We start from the raw sequence: 24,062 nt of genomic DNA on the forward strand, positions 1-24,062 counted from the left end.
AAAGCCATTCAGGAAACTGAATGGCTTTTTCAGAAACAGCCAATGGCTACTGCCAGCGTTTAAATATCAGTGACGTATTAATCCCACCAAATGCAAAGTTGTTGCTCATCACATACTGGGTATCTATCCGGCGCCCTTCATGCATAATGTAATCGAGATCACCACACGCTTCATCCGGATCCGTCAGATTTGCTGTTGCATGGAACCATCCGGCATTCATCATTTCAATACTCAGCCAGGCCTCCAGTGCGCCGCATGCCCCTAACGTATGGCCGGTAAAGCTCTTCAGAGAACTGATTGGCGTTTCTGTCCCAAATACCGCCTGAGTAGCAACGCTCTCCGCAACATCACCGCGGGCAGTTGCTGTACCATGAGCACTGACATAACCAATCTCAGCCGCATCAACTCCGGCATCAGATAACGCCTTGCGCATTGCGCCTTCCATCGTGGCAGCAGAAGGCTGAGTAACATGGCTGCCATCGGAGTTGGTACCAAATCCGACCAACTCAGCATAAATATGTGCGCCGCGGGCCACCGCATGTTCCAGCTCTTCAAGAATAAGCGTACAGCCCCCTTCGCCAATCACGAGCCCGTCACGGTCCCGGTCAAAAGGTCGCGGCGTCTTTTCAGGCTCTTCATTACGAACACTGGTTGCATAGAGGGTATCAAAGACCGCTGCCTGAGTAGCACACAAACCTTCAGATCCTCCACTGACCATCACAGTCTGATGACCGTAACGTATCGCTTCATAGGCATAGCCGATTCCCTGACTGCCAGAAGTGCATGCACTGGAGGTAGTAATGACCCTGCCCTTTAAACCAAAATACACACCGATGTTAACCGGTGAAGTATGAGCCATCATCTTGATATATGAATTAGCATTTAAACCGTCACAGGAATGATTAATCAGCATATTGCCGAAATCGCCGATTGCGACAGAATCACCGGCAGAAGATCCGAAAGAAACACCGGTTTCTCCGTTAGTCAGCACTTCTGCATCGCGAAGACCCGCATCTTCAAGCGCACGTTCAGCACTCAACACAGCAAGCTGAGCAACCCGCCCCATACTGCGCAGGGTTTTACGCTTAAAATGAGCAGGCATTTCAAAATCTGTGATCACACCAGCCAACCGGGTATTCAGACCTTCGTACTTATTCCAGTCTTCGACATAACAGATTCCCGTTTCCATCTGCTTCAGACGCTGCTGTATATCTTCCCAGCTATTCCCTATCGGCGAGAAACCCGCTACTCCGGTTACTACCACACGCTTCATCAGTACATCCCACCATTCACAGAAATAACCTGCCGGGTGATATATCCGGCATCTTCAGACATCAGAAAACTGACGGTTCCTGCAACCTCTTCAATGCTGCCCACCCGCTGCATAGGAATCATCTTTAACGCTTCATCAACCGGCACATCATCGATCATATCGGTATCAATCAGCCCCGGAGCAACGCAGTTTACCGTAATTTTTCGCTTTGCCAGCTCTACTGCCAGTGCTTTGGTTGCACCAATAATACCCGCTTTGGCTGCACTGTAATTTACCTGACCACGATTACCCATTTCCCCGGAGACAGAAGAAAGCGTGACTATGCGACCGGGTTTACGACGGCGGATCATTGGCATCATCGCCGGGTGTAACACATTATAAAAGCCATCAAGATTTGTACGCAGTACTAAATCCCAGTCTTCACCGGGAATGGCAGGAAATGCATTATCCCTGGCAACACCTGCATTACAGACGACACCATAATACGCCCCGTGAGCCTCGATATCAGCTTCAATCGCTTCACGGCATGCATCACGGTCAGAAATATCAAACTGCAGCACTCTGGCTGCAGATCCTTTTTCTCTGGCAATTGCCGCAACTTCTTCGGCCTGCGTAACATTACTGTGGCAATGAATTACAAGCTCATAGCCGTCAGTGATTAACCGTTCAGCAATCCCTCTGCCAATTCCCCGACTCGAACCGGTGACAAGCACTCTACCTTTCATTGTCCTGCTTCCTGTAAAAACTTATCGGCATCTTCCGGCTGGAATACGTTTAACCTTGCTTCAGCCTTCACCCGCGGGCTATTTAAAATACAGTTAAAGGAACTCAGGCCGTTCTCTGCCTGAATTTCCACTTCAACCCGTATTTTCAGCACCTCACCATGGAGAAAATACGCGTCTGAACTTTCATACTTACGGCTGCCCAATAAAAAGCCCAACTTAGGCTGGCCACCATTTTTTCTTTCCTGTAAACCAGCATATGCTCCAACCGCCTGTGCAAGATACTCCAGGCCAACCCAGGCAGGTACGCCCTTATCATCTGCAAACATTGCACCTGCGTGAATTCTGACTGAGGCCTCCAGCCATTCATCGCCATAGTCAATTATTTCATCCAGTAAGCTCATTTTTCCGGAGTGAGGTACCAACTGACTGACACTGTATTCTGACATCAAGTTACCCTGCCAAAAATCAAAGAAATATTATTCCCGCCAAATGCAAAAGAATTACTTAATACATATTGTTTCGGAACTGCAGATTCGTTCCGGGTATCAACCAGATTCACCGGCGGTAAATCAGGATCCGGTACTCCATCCCACTTATGCACAGGGAGTACGTTGCTCTGCTTTGCTGTCAGCAACCAGCAGATAGCCGCTTCAATAGCACCGGCAGCACCCAGTGTATGGCCAGTGAACGGCTTGGTTGAACTGCAGGGCGTTTCTGCTCCACATACCTGATGTACAGCAACAGCTTCCATCTGATCATTCAGCGCTGTCGCTGTACCATGTAAATTCACATAATCAATATCAGCGGCAGTTAATCCGGCATCCTTCAGCGCTTCAAGCATACTGCCTGCAGCTCCCTGGCCGGTTGGGTCCGGAGCGGATATATGATGCGCATCAGAACCTTCACCCACACCGCAAAGCTCCGCCCCCTCAGGCTCATTGCTGACAACAAACAGTGCACCACCTTCACCAATATTGATCCCTTTCCGGTTAGCACTGAAGGGGTTACAAACCTCTGTGCTGACCGCTTCCAGAGAGTTGAACCCCTGTACCGTCAGCCGGCAAATACTGTCTACACCGCCGGCAATTACCGCATCACAAACCCCTGCCCGAATCAGTCTCCGGGCAGTGGCCAGCGCTTTCGCGCCTGAAGAACAGGCCGTCGAGATTCCGTACACAGGCCCATCAGTTTTCAAAAGGGTGGCAACAAAGTCTGCCGGGGCTCCCATCTCCTGCATTTTATAATCGTAAGCAGATGGAATTTTACTTTCCTGCACCCACTGCCTTATCGCCTGCTCACCTTCTGAAATACCAGAAGTGCTGGTACCGATCACCACCCCAATCCGGTGCGCCCCGTAACGTTCAATAAACCGGTCTACAGAAGGCCGAATCTGATTCAGGGCCGCCAGCGCTAACTGATTATTACGGGTCTGCCAACGTGTCTCAGATAAAGGAATATCCGGCAACTCCCCCTCACAAAGCCCCAGCATCTGAGATTCAGATACACCGAAGCCTTCCCGGGAAACCAGATAATCACCGCCATCAGACAGAGCCTGTAATACTTCCCCGGCACTATTCCCCGCCGCGCAGATAATCCCCATGTCACTCAGATAACAGGGTTGCTTCATTGATCGTTCTCCAAATCATTAATCACAACCTGATAACCATGTAAGTGATTCATTACTGTTAGCTGACCAGCAGTCTGTTTTACCTGTAAGAGCAACTGATTTTTCCAACTCAGAGAACGCATACCCTGGCTGAACTGTGCATGCCACCCGGGCAGAGCATTATACTCATCCCTGACGACAGCTTCAGGCCAGACTGAAAATTGCATGATCGCGAGCAATTCCTGCCCGGGAACATCACCGGGTAAAAACACCTGTTGCGAAAAATCCTTCCCGTCATACTGCAATTGCAATACTGTTTGCCCCGTCGGCATTAAAACCACCGCAACGGTATTTTCAGGTGACAGCCTGCTGACAACCAGGAACTCCTTTTCAACGTCCTGTATCTGCAAAAGCACTTTTTGTTTCAGTACCTGCTGTACATCAGACAAGGGAGGAAGCAAACGTAAAGTCAGAGGCTCATCCGGATGCGACACAACGCTGCTGCATCCTGCCGACAACGTAAGAATAACTGCCAATAACAGGCGCTTATATCCGCGCAACAATGCTCCGGCCATTGCATCAAATCCCGGCTTATCACTGATCATCTGTTACTCCGTCAGCCTCGGTTCTGAAAGTAATTGTCAGCAACCAGACAAACACCAGTCCCAGCAACACGGTCAGACCAAAGTGATATAAAACCGGCGTTGCACTTAAAGCCAGCAATCCAAACGCCATCAGGCTGGTAAAAGCAGACAGGGTAACCGCCAGCCAGGTACGCAAACTGTTACGGGTTTCCGCCAGAAAAATCCCCATATCCAGACCAATTCCCAGTACCAGAATCAGCGCCAGCAAATGAAAAAGATTAATGCCCTGTTCCAACTGAACAAGCGTCCCCAGCGTCAACACTGATGCAAGTAATGGCGGCATTATTATACGCCAAACAGAAGTGCGATAACGACTGACCAATATCAGCAGAATGATTAAATAAGCCAGGCCAAGCCAATCAGTAATTTGCTCCCTGTAATCTTCCATCAGATCAGATATTGCCCGGATGCGGTCTACGTAATAAACGCTATCATGCTCAGAAGCCAATACCTGCAAAGTATTTTCAGCAACTTCTTTCATCCCCTCAAAGCGAATGACCGAAACAACCCGCTGCTCACTCCAATCTATGAGCAAGCTTTCCCAATAACTTTTATCCGCACTGGCCAGCCAGTCCGCTGCGCTTAAGGTACGGTCTTTATTAACCTCAAACTGTTCCTGTGCTGCAGATGCAGCCTGTGACGGTAAACCTGCATCGTTAAACAAACCGGTCAAGCGTGACTGATACAACTTTTCAGCCAGTGCAATATTTTCTCTTTGGCGCTGTAACGAAGGAATCTGTACTGATAACGCCTGATATCCATCTAACGCCTGGTCGTTGACCAACGTATCCAGTGACTGTCTCAGCTCTTCTTCTTTAACCAGCAACGTCTGAAGATCTGCAGCCTCGACCAGCAGAAACTGAGCACTGCCGCTCATACCCAACAATTCCTGAATACGCTGTTCTTTTGCCAATAACGCTTCAGGCGATGTTTGCAAAAGACGCACATCATCAACCCCCCGGCTCTGGCTGATACTGATCAGCGCTAACACTGTCAGCACACTGAGACCAATACGTACCGATAAACTTCCGGTAATCCGGGAAAAAGACATACGTGCCTGATACAGAATGCGGGCAACTTTTTCAGAGCTTGCATCTTCTTTGATCCTGAACACAGGCAACCACAGAATTACCGTTAACCAGGCAGCCAGCAAACCCACCACAGAAAATGTCGCCATCTGCTGCAAACCTGGGAAAGGCGTCAGAATCTGCACCGCATACGCCAGACCACTGGACAGCAAACCCAGCGTTAACCCCGGCAGCAGCCTGTGTATTACACGAACACCTGAATCCGAAGTCTGTCTCTCACAAATAAAATGCAGCGCATAATCAACTGCCACACCGACCAGCCCTGCACCGAATGCAAAGGTAATCAGATGAACCTGCTGAAAAACCAGCACCGTGACACTGACAGCAACAAGGCAGCCAACGCCTATTGGCAAAAGCATCATAACTAGAGGCGTGCCACGCCGGAAAACAACCCCAACCAGTAATATGATCCCCAGCAAAGAACCAATACCGATTGTCTGTATTTCTGACTTTGCCTGCCGGGCACCTGCCGCCGCATGCACCAGCATGCCGGAAAGCTCGACAGAAACGTTCTCGGGAAAACGGCTTTCAACCAATGCCGCACGGTTAAAAATCTGTTGCTGCAGATCCGCTGAAAACGGACTGTCCTGCAGCCTCAGCACCCCGAGAAAAGTCGGCCGCTCATGCCCGGTTACCCGAAACATTCCCCGTTCAACCCGGATGTTTAACTCACTGCTCTGATTCAGCTGACGCACAGTGTATAGCCGGAAAGGATCTTCAATCAGGCTGCCACCGGAAGATGCCAGCGGAGAATACAGATACTGAAACGCCCGCTGTTCCGACTCCCCGTAACGTTCTGACTGTAAAGAACGTCTTACGGACTCATCAAGTATCGCAAACCGGTATGGGAAATAGATTTCATCAAACTGCTGCAACTGTCCGGTTTTTAGCTGCCACGAAAACTCAGCAACACCCGCAACAAAGTTCAGCTCACCGGCGAATAACGTCATCGCCTGTATTGCGACATCCACCGTATCGGCTGTTACAAGCACAAAGGCCCGCCGGGAAAAACGGTCAGCAATATGTTCACTTGCCTGACGGACCACCGGCTGTTGTTGAGAAACCGGTAACAACGACATAATGCCCGATTCAAAAGATGCACCTTTATAAACCGCGCTGCCGGCCAGCAGAATTACCAGTATTAACCAGACAATCCGCCCCCGGCGAATAAGATTTGCCAGCACCATCAGAACTGCAGATTCTGAAACTGAATCGTGATGACGTCACCATTGGCTTCATGAAGGACAATCTGACGTAACAATGTATCCCCCTGCAGCTCAACCCGGGTAACAGACTGCCGGATACTTTCATCAGACGGCAGTAACTCGGCCTGCCAGCTTCCGTCATTTAAGTCACCGGTGACTGTAAAATAACGCGCCAGTACTGACCAGTCAGCCGTCAGAACCGAAAAAATAATATCGCCCAGGATAACCGCCGCAGGGTTTTTCTGCGTATCAAGACGCAGTAACTCATCCCCACCCTGCCGGCTGATCAGAGCGGTTGGCGTAATGATCAGCTCATTTACAACCGGCTGCTCGGTCAGCCAGGTAACCTGTTTGTCCCGCTGATAACTGAAACGTCCGGATGACTTAACCCCCACCTGTAAAACCGCCAGAAATTTAGTCTGGGTAAACTCACCGTCCATGCTTTCCGGTGACTGGGTAACATCTGCCAGCATTGCATAGTTTAAAGGCTCAGCCCACGACATAGCAGCCAGACTGCTCATCAGAGTAAACACACACGCACGGATAAAATTATTCATATGACAGGCCGAGCTTAGAAAATAAAATAGCCGGAGAAACATACTGCATTTCGCCACTATCGATATCCACAGCGACCTGCACAGTCGTCCCTTTGCTTAAGCGACGTCCTGTTTCAGCATCACTGATCTGATAATCAATCTTCAGACGATTTTCCCATTCAGACAACTTCGCCCGAACCTTAATCTTTTGCTGGAAAAACAACGGCTGGGCATAACGGATTCGCAAATCAATAACCGGCCAGGCATATCCGGACTCGGCCATTTCCCGATAGTTATAAGCAATTGAGTCAAGTAAAGCGCAACGGGCTATCTCAAAGTACTTCACATAATGTCCGTGCCAGGCGACTTCCATCGCATCGACATCATGAAAAGGGATTTCAAGTGTTACTTCAGTATCCAGCATGCCCTGCGTCCTTCTCCGCCCGGATATCTATCCGTTATGACCGTTGTTCCAAAATGGATAAAAATTAAACCACTGTAACGGCGCTTTAAAGCAATAATGCTCAAGCCGCATTGCGTATTGTCTGACGACAGCTTCAAGCTCCCTGTCCCGCTGTTTTCGCGAAAACTTAAGCTGCTCAGAAAACAGTTCGAGATACAGAAAATAGTGACCGTTTTGCTTCAGGCAAAATAACAGATACACAGGGCAGCGCAATAAAGACGCCAGGATAAAAGCGCCTTGTGGCAAGTCCGCCTGGCGCCCCAGAAAATCCACACTCGTCACTCTGCCGCCATTACTGACCGGCGTCCGGTCCCCGGCAATGACCACATATTCTCCGTTGTTTACGCGCTCAGCAAGCATCATTGCAGTGACAGGAGACATATCATTTACCTGTAACAGTTCAATTGTGGCACTGCTGTTAATCTTCCTGAGAATGGAATTAAACTTTGCTGCGTGATGGGTATGCACCAGAACAGTCAGCCTGATGCCATCAACCTGGTGGGCCAACGCATTACAAACTTCTGAATTCCCCAGATGAGATATAACAATCAGCCCGCCCTGCTGATGAGACTCCAGCTGAGCAAACAATTCCGGGGTTGCGAATGTGACATCTTCGCGGCGAATTTTTCCCATCCAGACGATAAACTTATCCAGAAGCGCTTCGCCAAATGCCATGAAGTGCTTAAACGACGTCAGTTTGCTGGCCTGTGCCTGTGGGAGTAAGGGCCTGATTTGTTGCAAATACTCAGCCGAAGCCCGCCGCGCTTCCCCCTGAACAAGATAGTAATAACACATCACAGGAAACAGAATGATTCTGAATCCAGCCCGGCCAAATACACTGTAAACCAACAGTAATACTCGCATTCCCAGTATCGTGCCGGCCTCTCCTACGCGGGACCAGTGCTGTTGTGGCGCGCTCATTGCGTATTATCCGCACGGAACTTGCGCCATATAAGGCCGGGTAAACGCCTCAGCATGCCGAAGAACAACCGGCTGTGCATCACTGTTATCAGCACGTTATCCCGCCATACATCAAAATGTGACACTCCATCTAAGGGATAGCGAACATTCACCGGCTGATTTATCACTAAACCTCCGCGCCAGTACCAGCGCACCAGAACCTCAGTATCAAAATCCATACGGTCACCGCAGTGCTCCTCATTAAACTGAGTTACCAGGGGTGCCAGCGGATATAACCGGAAACCGCACATAGTATCCCGGATAGAAAAAGATAAGGTATTAATCCACACCCAGACATGGGTCAGATAACGTCCGTAGTAACGCACTTTAGGTACCGACTCATCATATTCAGGATAACCGGCAATTAAAGCCTGTGGCTGCTGCTCAGCAGCCTGTAAAAAACCCGGTAAATCAGCCACATCATGCTGACCATCAGCATCAATCTGAATACCATGAGTGAAACCTTGCTCCAGCATATATCTGAAGCCTGCTTTCAGTGCCCCCCCTTTGCCACGGTTCTGATCAAGCCGCAACAATGAAACCCGGGGAGAAAATTCATCTGCCAACTGTTCCAGGACTGTCTGACAGGGTTTACTGCTGCCATCATCCACCAGCAACACGGGCATCTGATACTCCAGAACACCCAACAGCGTTGCTCTGATAGCATGCTCATGATCATAAACGGGAATCACAAACGCCGGATTAAAATCTGACTCAGCCAAAACAAATCCTGCCGCTGGAATGAACACCTTTATCTGAAGTAAAACTAAACGTCAGCTTCTGCTTATCCGGATTAAAACTCAGATTAATGACCACCTGAGAATCAGGTGTAATAACCTGCTGAAACTTCACTACCTCAAGCCGCAAAAAACGCCCTTTTACCGCCAGCAAATCGCGGCCAAAACGTTCCGCCCAGTGCACCTGTGTAATCCCCGGAAGAATAGGATGATGCTCAAAATGCCCGTCAAAATACACTAACTCTGCCGGTATCCGACAAGTAAGCTCGGCAATCTGTCCGTCCTGAGTCTGAGATATAACTTCAGGCCAGCGGGCTGGCTCTGAATTGAATAATGCCGTTAAGTCTTCCACGGTTAATTTTCCTTGCGGGTTATATGGCAGCTGGCTGGGAAAACGCCAGCGGCGCGGAATGGCAACCGCGTCAAAGTAGTTTTTTAAGTAATCTTTTAATTGGCGTACGAGAACCTTCTTACCTGCATCCTGCAACACTCTGTTACCGGCTTCATTCAGCTCAATAACAGCCGCAACTTCTGTTCTGCGCCGTTCCAGAATAATGGTTTTCGCTTCGTGCACCCAACCAGTGCGGATTAACTGTTTCTCGATTCCCGTCAGCGAAACCCGCTTACCTTCAACCTTAACAATCCGGTCGGCCCTGCCCAGTAACTCAAATCCACCATCAACAAACTTTACCTTATCCGCTAAAACAGTCGGCGCCGGCAGATAAGATGCAGAAACCCGTAAACAATCCCCGTCAGCATCCAACTCTGTTCCGGGTATTGCCTGCCAAACAGCCGAGTTCTGCTGGTTACGCCAGGCTACCGCACCGGTCTCAGAGCTCCCGTAAATCTCGATAACAGGGGCATTAATCAGTGCGTGGGTCTGCCCACTCGCATGCGCCGACAATGCTGCCGCCGAGGAAAGCACAAAGCTACACTTTCCGGCTATTTCCGACCAGTGTAGCGCAGCATTAAGCCGGGCCAGTAAAGCGGGGCTGGAAACTAGGCACACCGATTCATAATACGCTGATTGGGAAATAACTGTTTCAGCATATTCGCACAGGGTTGTATCAAATGGCTGGCTCTGAGTCATTGAGCGGAAAAGCCTGAAAGTCATGCCATAAAAGTGCTGATGGCTGACAGTTCCCAGAATCACTTCATTTTTCACATCGGTGGATAAAAGCTCAGCCAGCGCCTGTGACTCTTTTTCAAGCTGACCGATCGTCTTGACTATTGCTGCAGGCGCACCAGATGATCCCGACGTATAAATTTCAAGGGCCGGATAAAAAACATCCAACACAGGCCACGCTGAAAGCTCGCTCAGATGTTCTGCTGGCGCATCCACAACATCCACCACAGAAAAGTCGCCAGCAAATCCGTCTACTCGGGAACGTAACGATTCGATAGTCCCCTGCCGGTTATCCCCCGGCACGCAAGCTGTGCGTTTTAATGTCCAAAGCGCCAGTAAAATGGCCAGAAATTCAAAAGGATCTGAATGATAAACCGCCCAACGGGTTGCTTCTTTTTCGGAAAAGCACTTCCGCCACAGCCTTACCCGTTGCTCCAGTTCTGCCTTAATCAGCGGACGACCGGCATTAAACGCCACGGTTAGCCCGGCATCCACATCAGACAGCCAACAGGATAACTTAACTACGTCCATGTTCTTCAGGCTTAACCTTTTTTCGGACCAGCCACTCACCAGCGACCAGCACAGCAATTAAAATGTAGGCAATAAAACCGTTATACAATAACCAGACTTCATCACTGGCGAATAACGCTGTACCGGCAGCAACTGAACCGTTAATGCAAAAAAACACGCACCAGACCTTGGTTACAGTACGGGTATAGGCAATACCCTCCGGTGGTAAATCAGGTTCTTTCAGCCTGGCAATACGTTCCACCGCAGTCATTGGTGCAAATAAACTACCTGCAAATACAGTTAAAAAACTGAGATTCATCAGTACCGGATAGAATTTCAGCCCGGTCAGCTGTCCCCAGCCAGCCATTACAAACAACAGTAAAACGACAGTTATAAGAAGGATCTTACGTTCGTTAACATGCCCACCGATTAACCAGCGCAATCCTAAAAGCACTAGCAGTACGGGCAATATAAAACTGATATCAAACGTCAGCGCCCCCCAATACACAATAAAGGGGTACGCCAGCGAAATGACAACCGCAATAACCTTAAGCACCGGACGGGTTATGCGTTATTAAGCAGCTTATCAACTTCTGTAACCACATCCTGAACGGTGCGAACCTGTTTGAAGTCATCTGGCTGAATTTTCTTACCGGTATACCTCTTAAGCTCAACAACCAGATCAACAGCATCAATGCTGTCAATGTCCAGATCCTGGTACAGGTTAGATTCCGGCGTCACTGATTCAGCATCCACCTCAAAAAGCTCTTCAAGGATGGCTACAACTTTTGAATAAATCTCTTCCTGGCTATGCATAGTAATCTCTTATTTAGTTCGCTGTGACTCAACCAGCGCCGCCAATGCATCCACATTAGCAAAATGCTTACGGGTTTCTTCAGAATCCGAATTCAACGTGATGCCATAACGCTTCTGTAGCGCCAGGCCAATTTCAAGTGCGTCAATGGAATCCAGCCCGAGCCCTTCAACAAACAGCGGCTCATCATCAACGATTTCCTCAACATCGATATCTTCTAGATCAAGTGACTCGATAATCATATGCTTGAGTTCAGTTTTTAAATCACTCATACGCACGTAATTCCTTATTAAAATATTCGTTCAGATCCCGGGTCAGCGTCCGGGCCAGCTTAGCCGGGGATACCGGCGCCATATACTGAGTTGCAGGAATCATATCCTTTACCAGAATACGGATATGTACTTTACGGTCGGGCACTTCATACCAACGGTCAGACTTGGTCAGCGTCGTTGGCGAGCACTCTATCAGAACCGGAGAGATATCTGCAGCGGTGCGCACCGCGATCTGGGCAGCCCCGCGCTTAAACTGTGGCGGCTCATCCGGTTCTGTCCGGGTACCTTCAGGGAATACGATTAACGGTTCGCCCCGCGCAAACGCAGCTCTGGCCAGATCCAGAACATCTTCACTGCCATCATTAATGATATAGCCAGCTGTCCGGATCGGCCCCCGGGTAAAGGGATTCTGAACCAAACGGCCTTTCACAACACAATTTGCATTGGGTATCAGGGCAATCAGAAAGATAACATCTATAAGGGACGGATGATTAGCCAGAACTAACTGAGCCCCTTTCAGCTTCCCGACATCTTCCATCTGGTAATCAAGCACACCGAGCCAACGCATCATGCCCACATAAAAGCGGAATGAATAATGGATAAAGCGTTTTGCGGCAGACTGCCGCGCGTGAACATCCCGGTAAACAATATATAAAACAGGCACCACTATAAGCGGCAGCAACACCCCGCCAATACCAAACACCATAAAACTGAGTGCGGTACCTACCCATCGCCAACCGTGATTAATGTACTGCCAGATTACGCTCATACTTTCACCGGGTTTAACTGCCACCGGGATCCCCGCACCACACTGTCAAACTCATCAGAGCATCCGGATAGCAATGAAATCATTCTCAGAATACCCTGAGATCCGTCATCGCCATCACCGGTAGCAGGTAACTGCTGCAACTCAAAAGCGTTATCACCATCACTACTGATCATCAGTGCCAGTGCATGCGGAAATTCGGGTCCGTTACAATAAGGCCGGTACAGTTCAGGTAACACCACATCATAAATAACGCATAAAACCTGGCTATGTTCCTGCAACAGACAGGCAGCTTCCAGTAAAGCCTGAACTACCAGCCCTTCGCTGGCAGCAATCGCATTGATTGCACTTTTATCTTTTCGCGCAATCGAATAAAGACCACCAACCGCATTATGAACAGCAAGGCTGAAAGCAGTTGGCGACATAGGATCGTCCTGACCAATTCCTTTTAACAGCTCAAGTGTCAGGGGAGTATCACCGTGGCGGGAAGCAAATACACTGGCAACTGAAGTCATTTCCGTTAACAGGGGTAATGCAGCCCCCATTGCAACTTTACCCAACGGCGTAAAGCGCCGTCTCAGCATGGCAGGTATTGCCTTCATCACAGCAGGTTTAACTGAGTCATCAGGAACAAACGGAGTATTCAGCCATGCCTGCCAGGCGTCGCAATCCTCCAGGCCAGGTGCATACGCATTCCATGCATCAATATTAAAACGTAGCAACCTTCCCACTCTCCTGTGTCAACTACCCGCAAAAGCATCCGGGTTATTAAACAATCGGCGGCTTTCTGTGAATCGACGAATTCTACCTTGGAAGGCGTCAGTTGCAAGTAGCTGAAAATTAAAACAACTACTTAGCATCAATATCCGCTAGAACACCTGATAAACAGCACCTGAAACAAATGATAATATTACCAGACAGCACCAACACTGACCTATATTAAGCTAAGCGGTTCTTTATCTATGCACGCCGGCACCATACTTCCAATAACTGTCTGGCTAACAGAAACCGTTGCCGACACACATCATCTGGAAAAGCAGTTGCTCCCGTTACTCTTCCCTTCCGAACAGAAGCGACTGAACAATATCTCTCATTCCCGGAAACGCCGGGAATACATCACCAGCCGCAGCTTGATAAGACATGTACTTAAGCAACTTATAAGTCAGACCGACCAGCCCTGGGAGATTACTGAATACAAAAACAGCCCTCCGGTTGTCACCCACCCAACCAGAAACATCAACCTGAGCCTCAGCCACAGCCACAATACCATTGCACTGACGGCAACAGAATACGTCCTAGGAATCGACATTGAATACACCCGGCCAAGACTGAATTTGGAAGCTCTTGCGCAGAGTTTCATGACGCTGCCTGAACAACAACACTTTGAAATGCTTCCTGCCAGCAAACAAACGGACTTCTTTTACCGTTGCTGGTGTGCAAAAGAGGCCACTTACAAGTTACGCACCGTACTGGGGAGAGAAACGATTCCAATCGAAAAACTCTGTACGATCAACAGAAAAAAAGCAGAATCAGATATTCATCTGACAGAGACATGGCTGAGCACATACAACTGCCAACTCAGCGTTGCAGCTGCACATCCTTTAACCGCAATAAAATGCCGCTTTGTATCTGAGCCTGAACTGATATAAATACACGGGCACATGAATTAAAGAAAAGTTAGACAGGTCACTCTGGCGGTAGGTAATTGGTAAAGAACCATAAGATATGTTCTTAACAGAACAACAGATACTGCTTACCCGGCAATAGCAAAAAAGCTATAAAGCTATAGCCGGGTAATTAAAACCTGCTACTCAGGCAGGAAGTCAGCGACACCTTTTGACGCTTCGGGCGCAGACTGATCAGGTGTACCCGGATGCAAACCGCACTCGCGGGTCTCCGGATTTTCCCACCACCAGCGTCCGGCGCGGATATCTTCCCCCTGACTCACGGCGCGGGTACACGGCGCGCAACCGATACTCGGGAAGTTCTTATCATGCAACTGGTTATAAGGCACATCGAAGGCACGGATATAGGCCCACACCTCGGCATCGGTCCAATCAGCCAGCGGATTAAACTTATCCATCCCGTTACCGGCGTCATATTCTTTAAAACCCACTTCTTCACGGGTAACGGACTGTTCACGGCGCAGCCCGGTAATCCATGCAGAATTACCCGCTAACGCCCGCTTTAACGGTTCCAGTTTACGTACGGCACAGCACGACTTACGCAGAGACTGGCTACGGTAAAATGCATTTACACCGTGGCTGGCCACATAGCTTTCAACCTGTTCAGCAACCGGATAATAGACCTTTACGGGTAACTCCGGATAACGTTGCTGAACGGCTTCCAGCAGTGTCAGGGTTTCTTCCGGCAACCGTCCAGTATCCAGTACAAAGCTGGTAATACCGGTTTTGGCACGTTGTAGAAGATCAGTTATAACCACATCTTCCGCCCCCAGGCTGTTGGCAAATACCACACTGGAACCGTGCTCAGCAGCAGCTTGTTGCAAAACACTCAGGCTGTGTTCTACTTTGGCCGCCAACTGCGGGGAAATTAAATCACTCACTTTTTCTCACCATCGCTCTTATCACATGTTCAACGACATGCTTTATCAATTATTACACCAGCATAAAACGTACGCCGATGCCAAACAGCAATACCGCAATCACCGGTTGCAATACCGCAGAAGACAGATACTTTGCCAGCTGGCTCCCCAAAACGACCCCCGGCAGAGACCCCAGAAGCAGGTAGCCAAGTAACACAAAATCCAGGTTACCCAAACTGTAATGACCACTACCGGCAACAGCTGTCAGAACCACGGCATGGGCTAAATCCGTGCCGACAATCTTGCGCATGCTCATACGGGGAAACAGCAGAATCAGCAACGCGGTACCCAGCGCACCTGCGCCAATAGAAGACAGCGTAACCAGCCCTCCCAGCACAAATCCTGAAGCAATCAGAATAAGATCCTTAAGACCAACGCCCGTTACCGGCTGCACTGTATTATCAGTATCCGCCTGCCGCGCTGCCTGCCAGCGCTGGATTTTACCCCGCAGACATAAGACTACGGAGGTCAGTACCAGGCTAATCCCTAAAATCAGATTAACCAGCGCCACCTGACTTTCTAAATCTTCAGCAGCACTCAGATAATGCAGTGCAAACAGGCTGCCAGGCACACTGCCACACAGCAACAGAATCACTACCCGCCAGGCCACCAGCCTCTGCCTTGCATAGGCAACGCTTCCGGCAAGCTTGGTAATGGCGGCATAGGCCAGATCAGTACTGACTGCAGTAACAACCGGCACACCAAACCCCAAAATAAGCATGGGCGTCATCAGCGCGCCGCCACCAATCCCGGTAAACCCCACCAGCACCCCAACAATGGCGCCAGCGATCACATAGCCAATTTCCATTCACCGCTCACTTGTGTGTCTCTTTCACCAATATTTTCACAATACCCGGTATCAACACCATCAAAACCGACTATTGAAAAATTAATACCTCATATTACTCACAAACCACTTATTCCATGAAATAATATTTAAATTAACTTCAATAACCAAAACGAATAAGTTGATGGTACCAGTGTTTGAGGCCTTATATTCCAAAAAGAAATAAAAAATAATTATTTATTCTTTTATGTTTGATATTTTTTGTTGAAATAATAATTACAACAACGAGTCAACCGGTGAAAACAAACCACCGAGCACTCTTTAGTCTAAGAAAGATTCCTTTGAACATTTATTGAGCACACAGCGATGAGCCTAGTATCACCCCACAAGCTGACCCACCTGCGCCAGCTTGAAGCCGAAAGTATCCATATCATCCGTGAGGTTATTGCCGAGTTTGAAAACCCGGTCATGCTTTACTCGGTCGGTAAAGATTCGGCGGTCATGCTGCACTTAGCGCGTAAAGCTTTCTATCCGGGTAAGCCACCGTTTCCATTACTGCACGTGGACACCACCTGGAAGTTCAGAGAGATGATCGAATTCCGTGACAAAATGGCTGCCGAAGCAGGTATGGATCTGCTGGTACATATCAACCAGGAAGGCGTTGATATGGATATCAGTCCGTTTACACACGGGTCTGCCAAGCATACTGACATCATGAAAACTCAGGGCCTGAAACAGGCACTGGATAAGTACCAGTTTGACGCAGCCTTCGGCGGTGCCCGTCGTGACGAAGAGAAATCCCGGGCCAAAGAGCGGGTCTTCTCCTTCCGGGACAAGCACCATCGCTGGAACCCGAAAGATCAGCGGCCTGAGCTGTGGAATACCTTTAATACCCGTATCGACAAGGGCGAGAGTATTCGAGTCTTCCCGCTATCCAACTGGACGGAACTGGATATCTGGCAGTACATCTATCTGGAAAGCATTCCAATCGTGCCCCTGTACTACGCAGCGGAGCGCCCTGTGGTTAACCGCGACGGCGTAGACATCATGGTTGATGACGACCGTATGCCTCTGAACCCGGGCGAAGTGCCTGAAAACAAGATGGTGCGCTTCCGTACACTGGGTTGTTACCCGCTGACCGGCGCTGTGGAATCTCAGGCAACCACCCTGCCGGAAATTATTCAGGAAATGTTGCTCAGTACTACCTCAGAGCGTCAGGGCCGGGTAATCGATCACGACAGTGCCGGCTCCATGGAACAAAAGAAGATTGCCGGATACTTCTGACGGTAACCTGCGCCGGTGTCATCTCTGATACCGGCTGGAAACTTTATAATTTTTAACCACTTGCCTCACAGAATCGCAGGTGGAATATCAGGATTAGCACCATGAGTCATCAATCAGAACTGATCGCTGAAGATATCAATGCGTATCTGACCCAACATGAAAACAAAGAACTGCTGCGGTTTCTGACCTGCGGCAGTGTAGACGACGGAAAATCCACCCTGATTGGCCGCCTGTTGCACGATACAAAAATGCTCTATGAAGACCAGCTGGCAGCACTCCACGCAGATAACGCCAAACAGGGTAATGCCGGTGAAGCACTTGATCTGGCACTGCTGGTTGACGGCCTGCAGGCAGAGCGGGAACAGGGTATCACCATCGATGTAGCTTACCGTTACTTCTCTACAGATAAGCGTAAGTTCATCATTGCCGACACCCCCGGCCACGAGCAATACACCCGTAACATGGCAACAGGCGCATCAACCTGCGATCTGGCTATCATTCTGATCGACGCCCGTTATGGTGTTCAGGTACAAACCAAACGCCACAGCTTCATTGCCTCTTTACTGGGTATCAAGCACACCGTTGTTGCGATCAATAAAATGGACCTGGTGGACTTCAGCCAGGAACGCTTTGAAGAAATAAAACAGGACTACCTGAATTTCTCTGCAAACCTGAATCTGCAGGACATCCGCTTTGTACCGATATCTGCACTGAATGGTGATAACGTCGTCACAGCCAGCGAACATACCCCCTGGTACCGCGACGGCTCTCTGATGGAGATTCTGGAAAACGTTGAGCTTGAAGAAGACAACAACCAACAGGATCTGCGTTTCCCGGTTCAGTATGTTAACCGGCCAAATCTGGATTTCCGGGGCTACTGCGGCACCATCGCGTCCGGCTCGGTGAAGCCTGGCGATCAGATCACTGTCCTGCCATCCGGCAAGCACAGCACGGTTAAATCCATCATTACGATGGACGGCGAACTAGCATCCGCCAGTGCCCAGATGGCTGTTACTCTGACTCTTGAAGATGAAATCGACATCAGCCGTGGCGATACCCTGGTTCACAGTGAAGCGGTACCTGAGACCCATGAACGTTTTGATGCTAACCTTGTGTGGCTGACCGACGCTCAGCTGGAAACCGGCCGCGACTATGATATCAAGCTGGCTACCCAGACCCTGACCGGCAAAATCAGCAGTATCCGCCACCGTGTAGATGTAAATACACAGGATCATCAGCCGGCAGCCAGCCTGAATCTGAATGAAATCGGCCGCTGTGAGATCAGCCTTGAGCAGGCAATCATTGCAGATGACTATCAGCAAGTTGCCGGCACCGGGTCATTCATTGTTATCGACCGTTTAACCAATGCAACGGTAGCTGCCGGCATGATCGTCAATGATCAGCAGGCAGAAGAAGAATCGGTACTGACCGATGGCCCGGTTACCGGTGAAGCAAAAGCGCAGCGCTTCGGCCAGAAGCCGTTCAGCCTGGTGATCACCGGTGAAAATGACCAGAGCCGGACACAACTGCTGAACGCGGTGGAACAAAACCTCTTCCGTCAGGGACGTGCAGTGGTCACACTGAATGCTGATGATCTTGGCGATAACACAGAAGTAACCGCCAACTTACTGAATCAACAGGGTTTAATTGTCCTGATCAGTGCCAGAGAAAATGTTGAGGGAGCCTATCATGTGGACCTTAACGCCGGCGATGCGGAACTGAGCCTCAATACAGACCGTACTTCGGTGCAGGAACAGTACGAAGCCATCATGGAACTGATCAGTAAACAGCTGTAAACCTGTTTGTTTGTCCGGCCGGTGACGATACTGGCTGTCACCTGCCCCTTTTAGCTACCGGACCTTCCTCACCGGTTCCGGTAGCTTTCTTTTCCATACATCTGAGAATTCCATTACTCCTGCTCAGCCTCTGACCTTCGTTATAAAAAGCGCTTAATACCTTTCATTAAATCTTCATCATAAACGGCCTGAGAACACATTGTCGTCATTCGCTAAGCCACCTATAATCGCCTCCCTTTCCTGTTATCAACATACCCTCAGATAAGTACCTCTGTACCTGTATCTGAATCATCCGGAATGCATATGGACACCACCACTCTGATTGGCCTGACGGCAGCTTTCTGCACCACAGCGGCATTTATCCCACAAGTCATTCAGATTTTGCGTACCGGCAATGTCGAAGGGATTTCTCTGCTGATGTACTCCATATTCACCTGCGGTGTCGCCATGTGGCTGACCTACGGCATCATTCTCGAAGACCTGCCGATGCTGCTGGCCAATCTGATCACCCTCATACTCGCCCTGGCAGTACTGATTCTGACCATCAAAAAACGCCGGCGGAAATAATCTGTTTTCTGATCACCTCTGTAAGACCTCTGTCCATACATTCCCGACGCCCCTTCCTGCCAAAACCACTTAAACAACGCTAAATCACTTCGACATTTTTTCCACAGCACATCCCGATAATGGCCTGCATTTAACCACCCGGAGACCATTATGAAGCCCGGTTATACAGGCCTGAAACGACTTTGCTTTGCTACCGGATATTCGATCAAAGGACTGATCGCAGCCTGGCAACATGAGGCTGCAATTCGCCAGGAAACAATTCTTCTGCTCGCAGGTACAGTTGTCGCGATTATCCTCCCCGTTAGCCAAACCGAACGGATCTTGCTGATTGCCAGCCTGGTCATTCTGCTGATTACCGAACTGCTCAACTCGGCTGTTGAAGCCGTGGTCGACCGGATTAGTCCGGAACACCATGAACTGAGTGGCCGCGCCAAGGATATTGGTTCAGCGGCAGTGTTTGTCTGCCTGCTCGGTACCGCGGCTCTGTGGTTAACCCTGTTACTGCCTCTGGTGTATTAAGATGACATTTCCAGCTGTTTTACAACGCTTCAGACTGCCACAACTGAGCATTGCTCAGATGACTATATGCCTGACGCTTTACTATGTGCTGATACTGAATCTGCCCCTTTTCAGGGAGTTCTACAGTATTCTTTCCGCCGCGGACGCGGTTAAAACCGGTTTTGTCATATCCATCCCCTTCTTTATTTTTGCCGTCATCTACCTGGTGTTTAATCTGGCAGTCTGGCCTTACATTACCAAGCCACTGTTTAGCCTGATCCTGATCACCTCCAGCATGGTCAGCTATTCCATGTACAACTATGGCATTTATATCGACTACGGCATGGTGGAAAACATCTTTGAAACCGATACTGCCGAAGCCAGTGCTTATGTCAGTCTTTACTCCGCCTGCTGGGTATTCTTACTGGGCATCATGCCTGCACTCCTGCTAATCGGTACCCGGCGGCGCAAGCAGACGATCCTCTCATTACTGCTGGAAAAATGCCTGGGAATTGCGACAGCGGTTGGCATCATTCTGGTGATTTTCTGGCTCTACTATCAGGATTACAGCTCCGTCGGTCGCAACAATCACTACCTGAAGAAGATGATCGTCCCGACCGAATACATCTACAGTACCGCCAATTACATCAACAAAACCTACCTGACCGAACCTGTCAGCCATACACAGATTGGTACTGACGCGCAGCAAAAACCAGCCGCCACCGACGCTGAAAAACCAACCCTGATGGTATTTGTGCTGGGCGAAACAGCCCGGGCGCAAAACTATGAACTGAATGGCTATCCCCGGGAAACTAACCGTTTCACCCGTGATATGAACGTCATTTCATTTCAGGATGTTACGTCCTGCGGTACCGCAACAGCACTTTCCGTGCCCTGCATGTTTTCTAACCTGAACCGCGAAGATTACGATAAACAGGTAGCCGCCAATCAGGATAACCTGCTGGATATTCTGCAAAGAGCCGGCATCGACATACTGTGGAAAGAAAATGACGGTGGCGATAAAGGTGTCGCCGACCGGGTGAAAAGCGAAGTCATCGACCGGGGCAGCAGCCACCCGCTGTGTAATGGCAAAACCTGCTACGACATGGCCCTGCTGGATAACTTTTCAAATAATGTCAGCAGCCTGAAGGGCAACCGGCTGATCGCCCTGCACCTGATCGGCAGCCATGGCCCGACCTATTACCAGCGCTACCCGGCAGAGTTTAAAGCGTTTACCCCTGACTGCCCCCGCAGTGACATTGAAAACTGTGAGATCAGTGAAATCGTCAACACTTACGACAATACCCTGCTCTACACGGATTACGTCATCAGCCAGACGATTGAAAAACTGCAGGCGCTTGAGTCAGAGTACAACACAGCATTGTTCTATATTTCAGACCACGGTGAATCCCTGGGTGAAAATGGTGTATTCCTGCACGGAATCCCCTATCTTCTGGCTCCGGATACCCAGAAAAAAGTCCCACTGATTACCTGGTTCTCTGAGGGTTTTCTGCACCAGAAAAACCTCAGTACTGATTGCCTGAATAAACAGGCCCAGTCAGGCAGCTACTCCCATGACAACGTCTTTCACAGCATGCTGGGGATAATGGATGTGGAAACATCCGTCTACACCCCTTCGCTGGATATGTTTGCTGAATGCCGGCAATAATCTAACGGCTGCGAGCCTCACGCCGGTAACGGCTGGGGCTCTCACCGTAGAAGTGACTGAACTCCCGGGAAAAAACCGCCAGTGAATTAAAACCGGTACGCACAGCAATCTCCTGCATACTGTGCCGGCTGTCCACCACCAGCCGCCGGGCCGCCTGAAGCCGCAAGCGCTTATAATACTGATGTGGGCTGATATCCAGCCGGCGCCGGAACAGGTTTTCCAGACTCCTTACGCTAAAGCCCAGCGCATCCGCCACTTCCTGAGTTTTTAACGGACTGTCCAGATGGGCTTCCATCAATCGCACCGCCGCACTCAACTGCGGCTCATGCTGCTCCAGCGCACCAAGAGACACCAACGGCTGCGGAGAGTCAGCCTGGGCCTTACCGTCATAAATAAACGCACTGGCCACTTCCAGCGCCAGCGTATGCCCGTAACGGCTGCGGATCAGATAAAGAATAAGGTCGAAGGTCGGTGCCGCCCCACCGGTGGTAAAAATACGGCCATCCACCACATAGCGGTCCGGGCGTACCTCGACCCTTGGATAACGGTCCCTGAAATCCTCCAGGTCTTCCCAGTGCGTGGTGGCACTCTTTCCTTCCAGCAACCCGGCCCTTGCCAGCACCCAGCTGCCGGATTCCACCCCGCCTACATATGAGAAGCCCCTGGCAAACTGCCTGAATCCGGCCAGCCGCTGTTTATCCATGTGCTTCTCGTGGTGAAAAGCGGCAATGCAAATCAGCAGGTCACGCTGCAGCTCTGTATCCGCCATGGTCCATTGCATTGACCCCTGAGGGTGAATTGGCTGCCCACAGGACAACACCGCCGGCTCCCCATCCAGCGTAATCACCCGCCAGGAAAATAACGTTCGCCGGGAAATCCGGTTAGCCGCCCGCATAGTATCCAGCGTGGAAGCCAGTGACATCAGAGATGAATCCGGCATCAGCAGAATCACCACATTCAGACTGTCATTAGCAGGGCTAAACAAGCTCATAAAAACCGCTCCGGTCAGAAAGAAATCACGTTGAAATCTTAAAAAAACACCTCTCTTTTGCGCAAAATATCAAATCATATTCGCTAAGTGCAAACTCATCAGCCATACCCCATGCAATTATTGGCATATTCCGGTGCACAACAACGGGAACAATCCCTGTGCTCCAGCAAACAACAATAATCCAGTTAAGACTGAAATACGCGGAGCCCGCTATGCCTTTACAGCCGAATACCAAACCTTTCATTACCTGTGCCGTCACCGGTTCCGGCGGAACCCAGGACCGTTCACCACATGTACCGCGCAGCCCTGAACAAATCGCTAACGACTGTATTGATGCCGCCAAGGCAGGTGCCGCTGTCGTTCACTGCCACGTGCGTGAACCGGATACCGGCAAGCCAAGCCGTCGGGTTGAACTGTACCGCGAACTGACTGAACGGGTCCGTGATGCAGAAGTAGACGTTGTCCTGAACCTGACTGCCGGTATGGGTGGCGACATTGTATTTGGTGACACCGAAGCACCATTCCCGCTGAACGAAGCAGCAACAGATATGGTTGGCGCAACCGAGCGTATGGAACACGTACGTCAGTGCCTGCCGGAAATCTGCACGCTGGATTGCGGCACCATGAACTTTGCCGAAGCGGACTACGTAATGACCAACACCCCGGGCATGCTGCGGGCTATGGGTAAGATGATGACCGATCTGGGTGTCCGCCCGGAAATCGAAGCATTCGACACCGGCCACCTGTGGCTGGCCAAACAACTGGTATCTGAAGGCATCATTGAAGATCCGGTTATGATCCAACTGTGTATGGGTATTCCGTGGGGCGCCCCGGATGATCTGAACACCTTCATGGCAATGGTTAACAACATTCCGGAAAGCTGGACCTTCTCCGCGTTCTCTATTGGCCGTAACCAGATGCCGTTTGCTGCTGCCGCTATGCTGGCCGGCGGTAACATCCGCGTGGGTCTGGAAGACAACCTGTGGCTGGGTAAAGGCCAGTTGGCAACCAACGCCCAGTTGGTAGAAAAAGCCGCGACAATCGTCACCAACATGGGTGCAACCTTGATGACACCGGCAGAAGTACGGGAAAAAATGCAGCTGACCAAGCGCGCGCCGCTGGCACTGTAAAACCGCCTGA

26 protein-coding genes are annotated in these 24,062 nt (G+C 50.0%); 7 read left to right on the forward strand and 19 right to left on the reverse strand.

The window, feature by feature from the left end; genetic code table 11:
* Positions 1-46: 46 nt before the first annotated feature.
* From JYB63_RS19785 to JYB63_RS19860, 16 genes are read right to left on the reverse strand one after another with little or no spacing between them, the layout of a single operon-like run.
* Positions 47-1,273 carry a beta-ketoacyl-ACP synthase gene (locus JYB63_RS19785; RefSeq protein WP_205659660.1) on the reverse strand — a complete coding sequence of 409 codons (1,227 nt, stop codon included), beginning with the start codon at positions 1,271-1,273 and terminating at the stop codon, positions 47-49.
* Positions 1,273-1,998 carry a 3-ketoacyl-ACP reductase FabG2 gene (locus JYB63_RS19790; RefSeq protein WP_205659661.1) on the reverse strand — a complete coding sequence of 242 codons (726 nt, stop codon included), beginning with the start codon at positions 1,996-1,998 and terminating at the stop codon, positions 1,273-1,275. Before JYB63_RS19790 ends, JYB63_RS19785 begins: the two co-directional genes overlap by 1 nt.
* Positions 1,995-2,444 carry a hotdog family protein gene (locus JYB63_RS19795; protein WP_243432089.1) on the reverse strand — a complete coding sequence of 150 codons (450 nt, stop codon included), beginning with the start codon at positions 2,442-2,444 and terminating at the stop codon, positions 1,995-1,997. Before JYB63_RS19795 ends, JYB63_RS19790 begins: the two co-directional genes overlap by 4 nt.
* Positions 2,444-3,625, reverse strand: coding sequence for a beta-ketoacyl-[acyl-carrier-protein] synthase family protein (locus JYB63_RS19800; RefSeq protein ID WP_205659663.1), 1,182 nt, complete (start codon positions 3,623-3,625; stop codon positions 2,444-2,446). Before JYB63_RS19800 ends, JYB63_RS19795 begins: the two co-directional genes overlap by 1 nt.
* Positions 3,622-4,209 carry a DUF3261 domain-containing protein gene (locus JYB63_RS19805; RefSeq protein WP_205659664.1) on the reverse strand — a complete coding sequence of 196 codons (588 nt, stop codon included), beginning with the start codon at positions 4,207-4,209 and terminating at the stop codon, positions 3,622-3,624. The genes JYB63_RS19800 and JYB63_RS19805 overlap by 4 nt, the downstream gene beginning before the upstream one ends.
* Positions 4,199-6,523, reverse strand: a complete 2,325-nt coding sequence (locus tag JYB63_RS19810; protein ID WP_205659665.1) for an MMPL family transporter — start codon at positions 6,521-6,523, stop codon at positions 4,199-4,201. The genes JYB63_RS19805 and JYB63_RS19810 overlap by 11 nt, the downstream gene beginning before the upstream one ends.
* Positions 6,523-7,098 (reverse strand): outer membrane lipoprotein carrier protein LolA, encoded by a 576-nt coding sequence (locus JYB63_RS19815; protein WP_205659666.1) that lies wholly within the window; start codon positions 7,096-7,098, stop codon positions 6,523-6,525. The genes JYB63_RS19810 and JYB63_RS19815 overlap by 1 nt, the downstream gene beginning before the upstream one ends.
* Positions 7,091-7,501, reverse strand: a complete 411-nt coding sequence (locus tag JYB63_RS19820) for a thioesterase family protein (protein WP_205659667.1) — start codon at positions 7,499-7,501, stop codon at positions 7,091-7,093. The genes JYB63_RS19815 and JYB63_RS19820 overlap by 8 nt, the downstream gene beginning before the upstream one ends.
* Positions 7,502-7,528: 27 nt before the next feature.
* Positions 7,529-8,461: a lysophospholipid acyltransferase family protein gene (locus JYB63_RS19825; protein ID WP_205659668.1), complete on the reverse strand. Its 933-nt coding sequence runs from the start codon at positions 8,459-8,461 to the stop codon at positions 7,529-7,531.
* Entirely contained in the window at positions 8,458-9,222 is a 765-nt protein-coding gene (locus JYB63_RS19830; RefSeq protein WP_205659669.1) for a glycosyltransferase family 2 protein, read from the reverse strand. Before JYB63_RS19830 ends, JYB63_RS19825 begins: the two co-directional genes overlap by 4 nt.
* Positions 9,215-10,894, reverse strand: coding sequence for an ApeI family dehydratase (locus JYB63_RS19835; RefSeq protein WP_205659670.1), 1,680 nt, complete (start codon positions 10,892-10,894; stop codon positions 9,215-9,217). Before JYB63_RS19835 ends, JYB63_RS19830 begins: the two co-directional genes overlap by 8 nt.
* A complete protein-coding gene (locus tag JYB63_RS19840; RefSeq protein ID WP_205659671.1) occupies positions 10,881-11,429 on the reverse strand; it encodes a COG4648 family protein in 549 nt (182 codons plus the stop codon). Before JYB63_RS19840 ends, JYB63_RS19835 begins: the two co-directional genes overlap by 14 nt.
* An 8-nt stretch (positions 11,430-11,437) precedes the next feature.
* Positions 11,438-11,689, reverse strand: a complete 252-nt coding sequence (locus tag JYB63_RS19845; RefSeq protein ID WP_205659672.1) for an acyl carrier protein — start codon at positions 11,687-11,689, stop codon at positions 11,438-11,440.
* A 9-nt stretch (positions 11,690-11,698) separates the two neighbouring features.
* On the reverse strand, positions 11,699-11,959 hold the full coding sequence (locus JYB63_RS19850) for a phosphopantetheine-binding protein (protein WP_205659673.1): 261 nt from the start codon (positions 11,957-11,959) through the stop codon (positions 11,699-11,701).
* On the reverse strand, positions 11,952-12,728 hold the full coding sequence (locus JYB63_RS19855; protein WP_205659674.1) for a lysophospholipid acyltransferase family protein: 777 nt from the start codon (positions 12,726-12,728) through the stop codon (positions 11,952-11,954). Before JYB63_RS19855 ends, JYB63_RS19850 begins: the two co-directional genes overlap by 8 nt.
* Positions 12,725-13,447: a beta-ketoacyl synthase chain length factor gene (locus JYB63_RS19860; RefSeq protein ID WP_205659675.1), complete on the reverse strand. Its 723-nt coding sequence runs from the start codon at positions 13,445-13,447 to the stop codon at positions 12,725-12,727. Before JYB63_RS19860 ends, JYB63_RS19855 begins: the two co-directional genes overlap by 4 nt.
* 240 nt (positions 13,448-13,687) lie before the next feature.
* Here JYB63_RS19860 and JYB63_RS19865 point away from each other — a divergent pair, with 240 nt between their 5' ends.
* Positions 13,688-14,374: a 4'-phosphopantetheinyl transferase family protein gene (locus JYB63_RS19865; protein ID WP_205659676.1), complete on the forward strand. Its 687-nt coding sequence runs from the start codon at positions 13,688-13,690 to the stop codon at positions 14,372-14,374.
* Between the two features lie 158 nt (positions 14,375-14,532).
* On the opposite strand, the gene JYB63_RS19870 is transcribed toward JYB63_RS19865, so the two are convergent.
* Both JYB63_RS19870 and JYB63_RS19875 read right to left on the reverse strand, forming a co-directional pair.
* Complete coding sequence (locus tag JYB63_RS19870) at positions 14,533-15,291, reverse strand: phosphoadenylyl-sulfate reductase (RefSeq protein ID WP_205659677.1); 759 nt, start codon at positions 15,289-15,291, stop codon at positions 14,533-14,535.
* A 52-nt stretch (positions 15,292-15,343) separates the two neighbouring features.
* Complete coding sequence (locus tag JYB63_RS19875) at positions 15,344-16,138, reverse strand: sulfite exporter TauE/SafE family protein (RefSeq protein ID WP_205659678.1); 795 nt, start codon at positions 16,136-16,138, stop codon at positions 15,344-15,346.
* A gap of 345 nt (positions 16,139-16,483) precedes the next feature.
* On the opposite strand from JYB63_RS19875, the gene cysD reads away from it, so the two are divergent.
* The 5 genes from cysD to JYB63_RS19900 all read left to right on the forward strand — a co-directional run bounded on the left by cysD (position 16,484) and on the right by JYB63_RS19900 (position 21,931).
* Positions 16,484-17,401 (forward strand): sulfate adenylyltransferase subunit CysD, encoded by a 918-nt coding sequence (gene cysD, locus JYB63_RS19880; RefSeq protein ID WP_205659679.1) that lies wholly within the window; start codon positions 16,484-16,486, stop codon positions 17,399-17,401.
* A gap of 101 nt (positions 17,402-17,502) precedes the next feature.
* On the forward strand, positions 17,503-19,197 hold the full coding sequence (gene cysN, locus JYB63_RS19885; RefSeq protein WP_205659680.1) for a sulfate adenylyltransferase subunit CysN: 1,695 nt from the start codon (positions 17,503-17,505) through the stop codon (positions 19,195-19,197).
* Positions 19,198-19,500: 303 nt separating this feature from the next.
* On the forward strand, positions 19,501-19,764 hold the full coding sequence (locus JYB63_RS19890) for a SemiSWEET transporter (RefSeq protein ID WP_205659681.1): 264 nt from the start codon (positions 19,501-19,503) through the stop codon (positions 19,762-19,764).
* A gap of 150 nt (positions 19,765-19,914) precedes the next feature.
* Positions 19,915-20,283 carry a diacylglycerol kinase gene (locus JYB63_RS19895; RefSeq protein WP_205659682.1) on the forward strand — a complete coding sequence of 123 codons (369 nt, stop codon included), beginning with the start codon at positions 19,915-19,917 and terminating at the stop codon, positions 20,281-20,283.
* 1 nt (position 20,284) lies between these two features.
* Positions 20,285-21,931, forward strand: coding sequence for a phosphoethanolamine transferase (locus JYB63_RS19900; RefSeq protein ID WP_205659683.1), 1,647 nt, complete (start codon positions 20,285-20,287; stop codon positions 21,929-21,931).
* A 1-nt stretch (position 21,932) separates the two neighbouring features.
* On the opposite strand, the gene JYB63_RS19905 is transcribed toward JYB63_RS19900, so the two are convergent.
* The gene (locus JYB63_RS19905; RefSeq protein WP_205659684.1) at positions 21,933-22,922 is read right to left on the reverse strand and encodes a GlxA family transcriptional regulator; all 990 of its coding nucleotides are present in this window, start codon (positions 22,920-22,922) and stop codon (positions 21,933-21,935) included.
* Positions 22,923-23,134: 212 nt separating this feature from the next.
* On the opposite strand from JYB63_RS19905, the gene bcoG reads away from it, so the two are divergent.
* Positions 23,135-24,052 (forward strand): 3-dehydrocarnitine:acetyl-CoA trimethylamine transferase BcoG, encoded by a 918-nt coding sequence (bcoG, locus tag JYB63_RS19910; RefSeq protein WP_205659685.1) that lies wholly within the window; start codon positions 23,135-23,137, stop codon positions 24,050-24,052.
* Positions 24,053-24,062: the final 10 nt, after the last annotated feature.

Source organism: Aliamphritea spongicola (assembly GCF_017051665.1).
GTDB lineage: Bacteria > Pseudomonadota > Gammaproteobacteria > Pseudomonadales > Balneatricaceae > Amphritea > Amphritea spongicola.